General features: G+C 39.0%; 12 protein-coding genes. 10 read left to right on the forward strand and 2 right to left on the reverse strand.

The genetic code is table 11. The features are described from left to right. Window positions 1-7: 7 nt before the first annotated feature. Entirely contained in the window at window positions 8-1,354 is a 1,347-nt protein-coding gene (locus tag ACFSSE_RS05145) for a RagB/SusD family nutrient uptake outer membrane protein (protein ID WP_379041921.1), read from the forward strand. Window positions 1,355-1,467: 113 nt separating this feature from the next. Here the strand turns inward: ACFSSE_RS05145 and ACFSSE_RS05150 are convergent, their stop codons facing one another. After that, entirely contained in the window at window positions 1,468-1,812 is a 345-nt protein-coding gene (locus ACFSSE_RS05150; RefSeq protein ID WP_379041923.1) for a hypothetical protein, read from the reverse strand. Window positions 1,813-2,638: 826 nt separating this feature from the next. Between ACFSSE_RS05150 and ACFSSE_RS05155 the strand changes: the two genes are divergently transcribed. Then, window positions 2,639-3,862 (forward strand): IS256 family transposase, encoded by a 1,224-nt coding sequence (locus tag ACFSSE_RS05155; RefSeq protein WP_417629183.1) that lies wholly within the window; start codon window positions 2,639-2,641, stop codon window positions 3,860-3,862. Between the two features lie 398 nt (window positions 3,863-4,260). On the opposite strand, the gene ACFSSE_RS05160 is transcribed toward ACFSSE_RS05155, so the two are convergent. Further along, the gene (locus ACFSSE_RS05160) at window positions 4,261-4,665 is read right to left on the reverse strand and encodes a hypothetical protein (RefSeq protein ID WP_379041925.1); all 405 of its coding nucleotides are present in this window, start codon (window positions 4,663-4,665) and stop codon (window positions 4,261-4,263) included. Between the two features lie 329 nt (window positions 4,666-4,994). Here ACFSSE_RS05160 and ACFSSE_RS05165 point away from each other — a divergent pair, with 329 nt between their 5' ends. From ACFSSE_RS05165 to ACFSSE_RS05200, 8 genes are all read left to right on the forward strand, one after another. Next, complete coding sequence (locus tag ACFSSE_RS05165) at window positions 4,995-5,852, forward strand: LytR/AlgR family response regulator transcription factor (protein WP_379041927.1); 858 nt, start codon at window positions 4,995-4,997, stop codon at window positions 5,850-5,852. A gap of 446 nt (window positions 5,853-6,298) precedes the next feature. After that, the gene (locus ACFSSE_RS05170) at window positions 6,299-6,631 is read left to right on the forward strand and encodes a helix-turn-helix domain-containing protein (protein WP_379041929.1); all 333 of its coding nucleotides are present in this window, start codon (window positions 6,299-6,301) and stop codon (window positions 6,629-6,631) included. A gap of 486 nt (window positions 6,632-7,117) precedes the next feature. Next, window positions 7,118-7,396, forward strand: coding sequence for a hypothetical protein (locus ACFSSE_RS05175; RefSeq protein WP_379041931.1), 279 nt, complete (start codon window positions 7,118-7,120; stop codon window positions 7,394-7,396). 21 nt (window positions 7,397-7,417) lie between these two features. Beyond that, entirely contained in the window at window positions 7,418-8,062 is a 645-nt protein-coding gene (locus ACFSSE_RS05180; RefSeq protein ID WP_379041933.1) for a DUF6266 family protein, read from the forward strand. Between the two features lie 114 nt (window positions 8,063-8,176). Beyond that, window positions 8,177-8,593 (forward strand): hypothetical protein, encoded by a 417-nt coding sequence (locus tag ACFSSE_RS05185; protein ID WP_379041935.1) that lies wholly within the window; start codon window positions 8,177-8,179, stop codon window positions 8,591-8,593. 39 nt (window positions 8,594-8,632) lie between these two features. Beyond that, on the forward strand, window positions 8,633-9,019 hold the full coding sequence (locus ACFSSE_RS05190) for a hypothetical protein (RefSeq protein WP_379041937.1): 387 nt from the start codon (window positions 8,633-8,635) through the stop codon (window positions 9,017-9,019). Further along, window positions 8,938-9,489: a peptidoglycan-binding protein gene (locus tag ACFSSE_RS05195; protein WP_379041939.1), complete on the forward strand. Its 552-nt coding sequence runs from the start codon at window positions 8,938-8,940 to the stop codon at window positions 9,487-9,489. The genes ACFSSE_RS05190 and ACFSSE_RS05195 overlap by 82 nt, the downstream gene beginning before the upstream one ends. Next, complete coding sequence (locus ACFSSE_RS05200; RefSeq protein WP_379041941.1) at window positions 9,486-9,953, forward strand: hypothetical protein; 468 nt, start codon at window positions 9,486-9,488, stop codon at window positions 9,951-9,953. The genes ACFSSE_RS05195 and ACFSSE_RS05200 overlap by 4 nt, the downstream gene beginning before the upstream one ends. Window positions 9,954-11,062 lie beyond the last annotated feature (1,109 nt).

Here is an 11,062-nt window from a genome sequence, read left to right on the forward strand (position 1 = left end):
AAGAACGATGAAAAAATTAGCCCACCTTATATTTTTAAGCATCTTATTGGCAAGCTGTAAGGACTACCTAGATGCCAAACCAGATAAGCAACTGGCGGTACCTGCTACATTGCAAGATATGAATGCTTTGTTAGACAATGCCTTTATGAATACCTATACGCTTTTAGGCGAGGTGTCCGCCGATAATTTCTATCATACCGAAGCCATTTGGAACTCGATTCCCGCAGAGCGAGACCGTAAAATATATACTTGGGAGAACGATGCGGCAGACGGAGATACCGGAGCATGGAGCGGCAGGTATAATATTATATTTGTGGCCAATGTGGTATTGGATGGAATTGAAAAAATAAGCCCCAAACCAAATGAACAGGAAGAGTGGAAAAGAATAAAAGGAGCAGCCCTTTTCTTTAGGGCTTATGCTTTAACGGAGACCGCTCAGTTATTTACAGCACCCTATGATGATGCAGATGCGGATATTGCTTTGGGCATCCCGATTAAGCTAAGTCCGGATATCAATGAAAATATAAGCCGTGGAAACCTTAGCGACACTTACGATAGGATATTGACAGATTTTAAGCAAGCGGCTACCTTACTGCCAAGTAGCAGTATCATTGCTACACGCCCAAACAGAGCGGCCGCCTTTGGTGCCTTGGCAAGAGTTTATCTTTACCAGCGTGATTACCCAAAGGCGGGTTTATATGCAGATTCTGCTTTACAGATCAGCAATGAATTGTTAGACTATAACGACATTAATAGCAGAGTTGCCACACCTTTTTTCAGGTTTAACACGGAAGTGGTTTTTCATGCTTATAGCAGTTCCTCCAACTTAACATTATCGAGGTGTAGGGTAGATAGCATGCTTTATGAAAGTTACGATGAAAGGGATTTACGTAAAGTGTTGTTCTTTTTACAAAACAGCGATAAAAAAAGTTACGCTTTTAAAGGGACATATGATGGCAATAATAACAACCATTTTAATGGCATCACTACTGCCGAACTCTATTTGATTAGGGCGGAGGCTATGGCCAGAGCCGATAAAAAGGAAGAAGCATTGGCGGATTTGAATACACTGATGGCGAACAGATGGGAAGATGGCTTTTTTACAGCAATTACAGCCAATACATCTGAAGAGGCATTAAGTAAAATATTAGCTGAAAGGAGAAAGGAACTTGTATTTAGGGGGCAAAGATGGAACGATTTAAGGAGGCTGAACAAAGAACCTGCTTTTGCGGAAACCTTGACCCGGCAATTAGGTAGCAAGACATTTACTTTGCCGCCAAATGATAAGAGATATGTTTTTCCTATCCCAGAGGATATCATCCAAATTTCGGGAATGCCACAGAATGAAAGGTAAGAAAAGCAGGGTCCTCGCTGAGAGACCCTGCTTTACTAAAATAAAAGAGCCGATGACTTGTTGTTAAGCATCGGCTCAATTACCTGACAAAGAATAATTTACAAAAAATGAATCTATTGTGCTTCGATGTTACGAAGTTCTACATTGTCATGGGTTCCCGTAGGATTTTGCAAGGCTGCGTCAATCTCATCAAGGATTGTTTGGTCAATTTCTGGCTGTCCTTCCACACTGCTTTCCATTGCTCTGATGGCACACACCTGTTCGGTGCCACCACAATTTGATGGTGAGGGAGAAGGGTTTCCATAGCTTGAGGCTTCATCTAACGGCCCAGATCCATCATATTGGAACCACTGTTCTGTCCTTACTTCCTTATTAGCGTTAGCTTTAAAAGCAGAAAACATACATACACCAGCAATGGCTACTATAGCCAGCACCGGTAAGAAGAATTTTTTATTCATAACATTCTTGGCTTTACCATATCTCGAAGCCATAGAGATTGAGATTGATTTTGCCTACTCTAAAAGGTTTTCGGCTGCTCCTGTTTGCATAAGGCCTAATGCACAGGTAAAGTAAAGCGCCTAAAAGCGTAAAAAATGTTCTTTTACTTTTTTAATTGAATTTGAATACAATCGCCATACTTTCAACGTCACCTCGAGGAACGAGAGGTCTCACAGGCATTTAAACTTATCGTATGGAAATCTAGAAGTGAGATACTTTATTGCAATCAGCTAAATGGGTGTCAGTTCGAAGAACGATAGGCCGCTAAGTGGAAACATAACTCTTCTATGTGTTCACGAAAAGCTCAAATTAGCTTTCCTTTTTAAAAGGACCTGGGAGCCAAACATAACGTCCTAAAGATTTAGAATAGTGAATATTTTGGTTTTTGTTAAATCGTAAATCATTAATCATACGAGTAATCCTATGCTCCTCGCAGTTAAACTTGCGGGCCAATTCTTTTCTGGATAAGGGATATTTTTTCTGAATCAACTCCAGTAAATAATCTCTTTGGTTTTCATATGTAGGGAAATTGACCATTGTTTTTTGGGTAAGGAGAATTTAGTAATGAGTAATGAGTATTGAGTAATGAGTATTGAGTAATGAGTATTGAGTAATGAGTAATGAGTATTAAGTATTGAGTAGTGAGTAATGAGTATTGAGTAGTGAGTAATGAGTATTGAGTATTGAGTAATGAGTATTGAGTAGTGAGTATTAAGTATCAAGTAACGAGGGTGTAAAATAAACTGTGTCAAGAGTTGAAATTAGTAACTTTAGATACAGTTTATGATGAATAGAGAAGAACAGCTCGATTATGAGCTAATGAAACGAAAAGCTTTAGAACAACTTCGTTCGGGCAAATCCTTGTATGGCAAGGACGGTGCATTCGCACCTCTTTTAAAAAGTTTTCTTGACTCCGCTCTTGAAGCGGAACTGAGCAGTCATTTGGATGAGGATGAACGGCTCTCAGGAAATCGAAGGAACGGTAAAACAAGGAAAGACATCAAAACATCTTCCGGGATTATTTCAGTTCAGACACCTCGAGACCGCAACTCCACTTTTGAGCCTGAGATTATTCGCAAGCGTGAAACCATATTAGCTGAAAGCTTAGAAAGCAAAATAATTGGCATGTATGGTCTTGGTATGAGTTTGCGGGATATTTCGAAGCATATCAAGGACATGTACGATACAGACATCAGCCATACAACGCTGTCCAGCATCACAGACAAGATTATTCCGGAGGTCAAAGAATGGCAATCTAGGCCATTGGAATCGCTGTACACGATTGTTTGGCTGGATGCAATGCACTACAAGGTGAAAGAGGATCACCGAATGGTATCCCATGCTGTATACAATATCCTGGGGATTAATCGAGATGGTCGAAAAGAGCTTCTAGGGATGTACGTTTCGCAGAGTGAAGGCGCAAACTTTTGGCTGAGTGTTCTTACAGACCTTCAGAACCGTGGCGTGAAAGACATCTTGATTGCCTGTATCGATAACCTTAACGGTTTTCCAGAAGCAATCAGTGCTGTTTTTCCAAAAGTTGAAATACAGACTTGTATTGTTCACCAAATCCGTAACAGCTTAAAATATGTTGCATCAAAAGACCAAAAGGCTTTTATGAAAGATCTAAAGCCAGTTTATCAGGCTGATACGCTAGAGCTAGCAGAGCTGAGACTAGACGAACTAGATGAGAAGTGGGGTAATAAATACGTAAAAGTTATAGAATCTTGGCGAAGAAATTGGTCGAAACTGACCACATATTTCCGTTATGATGCTGCAATAAGAAAACTGATTTACACCACCAATACTATTGAAGGCTTTCATAGGCAAGTAAGAAAAGTGACTAAAACCAAAGGAGCATTTACTTCGGATATGGCACTAATAAAGCTCATCTACCTAGCTCAAAAGAATATAAGTGAAAAATGGACAATGCCTTTGAGCAACTGGGCGACAACTGCTCAAAAACTTGCCATTTGGTTTCCTGATAGAATGATATTAGATTTGAATTAAATATTGTTTAGGCATAAATAAGATAATGACACAGTTTATTTAACACACCCCAAGTAACAGGCCCCACCCAACCATCCAACAAACTAACCACCTAACCATCCAACAAACCAACCACCTAACCACCTAAAAAACCAACCATCCAACCACCTAACCACCCAACAAACTAACCACCTAACCACCTAACCACCCAACCACCCAACCATCCAACAAACTAACCACCTAACCACCCAACCACCCAACCATCCAACAAACTAACCACCTAACCATCTAACCACCCAACCACCTAACCACCCAACAAACTAACCACCTAACCACCTAACCACCTACCCCATAAAAAAGAAAAACAGCCGGCGCCTGCTGTGATTGAGATTGTTTGTTTGGCCGGCTGCTTTCAGCACTTAGCTGATAGATGGACTTAAATACTCGATGCTAAAGCTGAGTGTTTGTGTGGTGCTATTGCCCAAGGTATCATTATAAATACTGGTGGTTTTTTGCTCATTTCTATACAATTTTCCACGGTCTTCCCCCCTTAAATAGAGCAGGCTTTCTGTTTTAAAAAGCGAAACGGGCAAACGGTTCAACATAAAATACGCCAATTGGCTACTGGCTTCGTTCATGAAGGTATGGTCAACATTGTCCAAATCGGCTTCTTGCGAACTGCTCAGGATAAACCTATCCTTCATCCACTGTCTCATATCCGTTTGTACCAGCAAGACTTCTTCTTGCAATTGTTGGTTGTTCAGCAGGTACAATTCCTGCAAAAGTTGCTGCAAACCAGCATTATTAAAATTCACTTTTTCCATTTTTTTTATTTGGGTTAAAAAATAAGCTTGCAAGCCGAGGGCTAAATAGAACTAAAAAAAGTGCTTTTACAAGTGTATAGGGCTGCATAGGAGTGAATTGTAGTGAATATGGGTGTGAATGGTAGTAGATAAAAAAAAATAAATTGAATCCCTTTTTAGGATGCTCTATAAAATTTAAAAATTCGCCGCTTAAGCAATCTACAAATGAATAGGATTTAAATGATTTGCTTCATGAAAAATGGCCAATGTAAACTGAAGGTTAAAAAATTGTTAAGTTTATCTGTTTATTTAAGAAAAAAACATAAAATTGTTTTTTCAAACACACACCTATGGTTGAAAAACAAACAAAGCCCAAAGCAGTTGGCTATTTTCATTGGTCATTTCGCATAGCGGCATCGGTATGGATTGCCTGGTTTTTAAATACGCCAACTCAATACAAATCTTTTTTTACTTTATGCCAGCAACGCAATTACCAAGAGGCAGTGCTGTTTAGCTTCTTGATGTCTATTTTGGTAACCACAGGAGTGCATTACACCTCACGCAAGCTCGATCAATATTGGCCTTGGGAGAAAAGCCTATGGATTAGAATTATAGCGCAATTGCTATTGGGGGTACTGGGCATGATCTTGATTGCTTATTTAGGGGTAAAATTATATTTCCGTTTGGTAGATGGCGATATCGAATCTAGTAATTACTTCACTTTAGAGTTTCCCTTGGTTCAAATGAGCATCATCACGCTCAATGTATTGTATTTATGCTATTACATGATTGTTAAAAATGTTAAACCTAAACCAGAAGACAAGTTCTTGAAGGGAACATTAGGTGGAAAATCCTATTTCATTGCTATAGCCGATATCACTTATTTGTTGAGAGCAGGGAAAGTAGGTTATATTTACACTAAAAAAGGCAAAACCTTCCATATTGATTATAAGATGACGGAATTGGAACAACTGCTCAATGCGAGTCAATTCTTTAAGGTAAACCGTTCTTTGATAGTTTCATTGGATGCAGTGATTGGTTACAAGCCCGTAAAAAACATGCAATGCCTACTCATACTTAACCAAGATATACCCCCAGAAATTGATTTGTTAGTTACCCGCAGCCGCACAGAAATTTTAAAAGAACTGCTCGGTGAAAGAGAGGTAAAATTAGAGGAAGAGCAAAAAGTTTTGATCTTGAAACGTTAGAGCCTGTTTAAATTTGTATTGTAAAAATGTTTACAGGTTATTTTTTAGCACAATTATTTTTTTATTTATTTTAAAATAATTATATTCGTTTAGATTGTTTGTGGTTAACCGCTTCTGTGTTAACGGTTTTAGTACAGGCCTTAGCGTCTTGTAGATGAAGCCCATTATTTATTCCCCAATATTTATAAATATGCAAAACATTCTAGCACAACATTTAAATGAACTGGTAAATCTGTTTTACACAACTCTTGTAAACACCCCCTCATCTTACCGCATTGATTGCTCAACCTTTTACATCAAAATCAAAAGCAAATTGATGAACCTAACAAGGGCTGCTATGTTAAATATTTAATTGGCTATCACAAGCAGCTATACCTCACAGGCTTTGCTGTGTAAAAAACTTATTCGAAAAACGATTAGAAAACGATCATCCTAAATCCAATCCAATGGAAATTTTTTACCTTTTTTTAGAATCATTGAGCCGTATAGAAGAATTACTGAATTGTATGGTGGGTTTGGCAACAGAAGAAAAAGTGGTTGCCTACAAAAAAAATAGGGCAAGCGTATTCAGGGAAAAATGGTTAGACAAGATGGAGGTGTTGCTATTGCTAAAAATAGGCGAACGCACCCTCTTTAACCTGCGAAAATCTGGAAAGCTCCCCTCAAAATTGGTTGGTGGTAAAATGTATTTTAACATTGACGATGTAGAGAAATTAATGGCAGGTAAAGAGGCCATTACCACCGATTCTAAGGAACATACCATTAGAAAAAGCCGTTGATTCACTACAATTTATCACTTAACGCGGGCTATTTATTTTAAAACCTGAACTCGATTATTATTGAGGATTAATTTTACTCAGTTTAGTTAAAGTACAAACGTTAATTACAGTTAATTCGCCCTTGTCTGCCAGCCGGCGGAGGAATAGATGAAACTGCTAAAGCAATCCATTCATAGCATCAGGCGCAGGCGAAAGTTTATTCATTTATCTATTGTTTTTGATAGCTTTCATGTGTTCGCTACCGCTCGGGTTTGGGAACTTTTTTCGGTAAAATTGCGCAGCACTCTTGAATGCCTAGCTTTGAAATAAAAAGAATGAAAAAAGTGCCTGCCAATGCCCGGCATGAGGGCAGGAAATACAAGTATTCTTGAAAGCCCTAAATAGAAAATAAATAGCCTGAAAAAAGGCTGTGCGGATTTGAAATTAAATGATTGATTATTAATATGTTAAATATGAATTAATAATCGAACTGAGGTTTAAAGATAAATGATGGGCACCGTGGGCTCATCTGCTTACACGCACATGGCATATTTCTCCCAGACTGCTTCGGGAATCCTTCGAGAAAATGGGGTAATTTCTCGAAGCGGTCTCGAAGAAGCCTCGAAGCACCTCAATAAAATTCGGCAAACACTGGCAAAATTCGGCAAACACTGGCAAAATCCAGCAATGACCGGTCGTACGCTTGTTTTAGCTATTTACCCCATCTACATTTGGAGCAGACAAAAGACCTATAGCGCTATAAAAGAAGCTTTTGCAAATGGTTAAACCCTTAAAAATTTAGAGATTATGGGAAAATACACACAGGGCATATTAGGTGCCTTTTCAGGAAAAATAGGAACCGTAGTAGGTTCATCATGGCGTGGCATCAAATACATGCGTAGCTTATCTGCCAAACGAGGCAATGCCAAGGCGAGCGAAAAGCAGTTGGAACAGCAAGCCAGGTTTGCTTTGATAACAGCCTTTTTAAATCCGGTAAAAGCAATTTTAGAGATTGGATTTAAGAACTATGCCAACGGTAAAACAGGTTATAATAGTGCGCATTCGTACAACTTGAAAAATGCACTAACAGGTGTAAGTCCTAATCTAGAGATAGATTACAGCATGGTATTGTTAAGCCGTGGTGATTTGCCTGCTGTTGCAGCGCTCAGCGTAATTTCAAGTGCTGCTGCCACCTTAAATTTGGCTTGGACCAATAACGAGGGCAAAGGCAAGGCGAAGGCTACCGATCAGTTGATGCTGGTTGCGTTTTGCCCCGAATTAGCAGAAGCTACTTATGGCATTGCCGATGCCACCAGAGCAGATGAGACACTTGCTTTTGATTTACCAGCAGAGTTTAGTAGCGAAACCGTTGAGGTATATGTTGCTTGGATTTCTGCCGATGGCAAAGAACTGGCTACCAGCAAATATGCTGGCAGCGTAGTGGTACAATAAAGAAGAGAGGATGCCCTTAAACAAGGCATCCTCTTTTTGTTCAATTACAGCTTTAATATTTTTCATCATTAAATCTTAAATATGTTATACACATCATTAAACTATTCAAAAGCCATGGATATATACCATAGACAAGCCATGGTCATTATTCGGAGATTGCCAAAGGGCTATATCCTGAAAGCTTCGCAGATTTTAAAGCTTTTTTTAATAACTGAAAAAGAAACCCTACGCAAATGGTACAACGGTATGCAACTCCAGTTGTTGGATGAAGCAGATTACCTACATTTATTTAAGCGAAAACAAGCAGCGCTAAATTTTGGGCTATTGATCAAAAAGGGAATGGATAAAACTTGTGTGGTAGCGCTAAAGCAGGAATTGTTGGAGCTATTGAAAGAAAATGCCCTGCTATGTTCGGGTGTTTATGATACCGGAGAGCGAACCCGCTACAAAGTACGCTTATACAAACTCCCGGAAAAGCCGCTTCTTTTAAGTAATTGGAATGTTGATGAAGCTCAATATTTACCCAATTAGCAAATTCTATCATCAATTTACATTAAAAAAAACAGAAATATGAAAGCAATACAAATCTTTCCTCATTGGTTTTTGAACCAAATTTTGGGCATTCAGAAAATACATCCTTTAGTGTTTTTATGCCTGATGTTTTTGCTCTTTTATAAGAGCTTCCCCTTATGGATTTATCATTTCGATCCTACTGCAGCACTTCCTGATGCAGGGATTTGGACATTAATCGCCCTATCTATTTTGGTTTATCTGATTTTGCTGCTACTGAGCGCATACCTTTTTAAGCTAAAGATGAAATGGCTGGGCTTGCCCACCTATCACACCATGGTTTCACAATTTAACACTTTAACCTTATGGCAACAATACGTAATTTATTGGGCATCCTTTGCCTTATTGCTCTTGGCAGCTATCGGTTGCCTCATCGCCATTTGCTAAATGCAGCCGAGCAAGAGCGAGAAAAATTAGTCAATATAGCCCGGAAGGAAATAGGGGTACGAGAACAAAGCGGGCAAAATGATGGCGAAAGGGTAGAAACCTATTTAAAAGCAGTAAATCTGCAAAGGGGGCAACCTTGGTGTGCAGCATTTGTGAGTTGGACATTTATGAAAGCAGGTTACGCCCGGCCAAGAACCGCATGGAGTCCGTTTTTATTTGTGGAGAGGGTGAAAACTAAATCCATTAAGCCAGGAAATATTTTAGGCATTTGGTTCCCAAACTTAAAACGGATAGCCCATGTAGGTTTGGTAGAAAAACAAGCAGGCGATTGGATCATCAGTATAGAAGGCAATACCAATATAGCAGGCAGTAGGGAAGGAGATGGAGTTTACCGGAAACGAAGATTAGCAAAAAGTATTTATGCCTATGCCGATTGGATAAAATTAACGGAAGGAGAGAAAAAACCATGAAATTAATGGTAGCAATAGGATTTTTATGCCTTTCCGGTTGTAAGCTAATAAAGCAAAAAGAGCGAGTGCTAAAAGACTCGCTCTTTAAAAGCAATACTGTTCAAGAAATAGAGGCAAAGCAAAAAGCACAGCTGCACACTCATATATTTTGGAATGATAAAATTGACCATAAGATATTTATCATTGCCGACGCTCCTTTCCGCTGGCATATTGACAGCGGTTTGTCTGCCGGTCCAGGGCATTATCAAGTGTATAGCCAAAAACAGCAAAAAGGTAGTTTAGCTAAAGAACAACAATCAGAAAACACTTTGTCAGTTCAACATCAGCTATACAAAAAAGAAGAGCAGCGCATAAAGCAACTGAACAAAAATGTGGAGAAAACTAATATCAATGGTGGGTATTGGTGGATAGCTTTATTCATTCTAATCATTGGGATCCTGTATGCTAAAAAACGATTTTTTTAATGTTTATAAAAAAGGGAATAGCACTTGGCGCCGGCAATGAGGCGGGAGGATTTTGGTTTAGGAGAAAAACCATATTGTAATAAACTCAAAACGCAGGGTCAGCTGAAGCGAGACCCTGCTTGAACTAAATGTTTATAAAAAAGATATTAGCCTTTACGCCGGCAATGAGGTGGGAAGATTTTTTTTAGAAGAAAAACCATATTGTAATAAACTCAAAACGCAGGGTCAGCTGAAGCAAGACCCTGCTTGGACTGAAAATTATAAATAAAATGATTCCTAAAAGCAATAACTCTTCGTTAACGAAAAATTCCGCCTTGTTTTATGCGGCAGCACTACAGAAATCCAAGCACTACCATCGTAGCAGAAAACGCAGCGGCGGCTTTATTCAATTTGTTTATTGTTTTTTTATAGCTTTCATGTGTTCGTCTCACTCGGGTTTTTGGTTACTTTTTTCAGCTACTGGAAAATTGCGAAGCACTCTTGAATGCCTAATTATGACATCTTTTAAGTATGAAAAAAGTTACTAGCCCTTCCGCTGGCAATGAGGCGGGAAGATTATAGTTTACAGAACAACTTTAAAAATGGAGAAAATCGTAAACCAAGCAAGAAGCAATTAAAAAAACAGATTGCCACAGCCCCCCTTCGCACAACGCTGCCACTTCGGGCTTCAAAAAGACACGGTTAAGGAAGGCATTGCTGTTTAATAAGATCACTCCAAATAATAAGAACATTAATAAAAGCAATAGCCATTCGATACCTACAAATTCCGCCTTGTTTTATGCGGTAGAGATGCAGAAATAAAAGCACTGGCTTTGTAGCAAAAAACGCAGCGGAGAGTTTTTTATCAAGTGTTTATTGTTTTTTAAAGGCTTTCAAGTGTTCGCTATCGCTCGGGTTTGGTTACTTTTTTTGCGGAAAAAATTGCGAAGCACTCTTGAATGCCTAATTATGACATCTTTTAAGTATGAAAAAAGTTACTAGCCCTTCCGCCGGCAATGAGGCGGGAAGATTATAGTTTACAGAACAACTTTAAAAATGGAGAAAATCGTAAACCAAGCAAGAAGCAATTAAAAAAACAGATTGCCACAGCCCCCCTTCGCACAACGCCG

The sequence above is a fragment of the Pedobacter alpinus genome (assembly GCF_042684645.1).
Taxonomy (GTDB): Bacteria; Bacteroidota; Bacteroidia; order Sphingobacteriales; family Sphingobacteriaceae; genus Pseudopedobacter; species Pseudopedobacter alpinus.

Coding starts and splice junctions, on each gene's coding strand:
- ACFSSE_RS05145 (WP_379041921.1), top strand. CDS start 8: ATGAAAAAATTAGCCCACCTTATATTTTTAAGCATCTTATTGGCAAGC.
- ACFSSE_RS05160 (WP_379041925.1), bottom strand. CDS start 4,665: ATGGAAAAAGTGAATTTTAATAATGCTGGTTTGCAGCAACTTTTGCAG.
- ACFSSE_RS05195 (WP_379041939.1), top strand. CDS start 8,938: ATGGCAACAATACGTAATTTATTGGGCATCCTTTGCCTTATTGCTCTT.
- ACFSSE_RS05180 (WP_379041933.1), top strand. CDS start 7,418: ATGGGAAAATACACACAGGGCATATTAGGTGCCTTTTCAGGAAAAATA.
- ACFSSE_RS05200 (WP_379041941.1), top strand. CDS start 9,486: ATGAAATTAATGGTAGCAATAGGATTTTTATGCCTTTCCGGTTGTAAG.
- ACFSSE_RS05155 (WP_417629183.1), top strand. CDS start 2,639: ATGAATAGAGAAGAACAGCTCGATTATGAGCTAATGAAACGAAAAGCT.
- ACFSSE_RS05165 (WP_379041927.1), top strand. CDS start 4,995: ATGGTTGAAAAACAAACAAAGCCCAAAGCAGTTGGCTATTTTCATTGG.
- ACFSSE_RS05150 (WP_379041923.1), bottom strand. CDS start 1,812: ATGAATAAAAAATTCTTCTTACCGGTGCTGGCTATAGTAGCCATTGCT.
- ACFSSE_RS05175 (WP_379041931.1), top strand. CDS start 7,118: ATGATGGGCACCGTGGGCTCATCTGCTTACACGCACATGGCATATTTC.
- ACFSSE_RS05170 (WP_379041929.1), top strand. CDS start 6,299: ATGGAAATTTTTTACCTTTTTTTAGAATCATTGAGCCGTATAGAAGAA.
- ACFSSE_RS05185 (WP_379041935.1), top strand. CDS start 8,177: ATGGATATATACCATAGACAAGCCATGGTCATTATTCGGAGATTGCCA.
- ACFSSE_RS05190 (WP_379041937.1), top strand. CDS start 8,633: ATGAAAGCAATACAAATCTTTCCTCATTGGTTTTTGAACCAAATTTTG.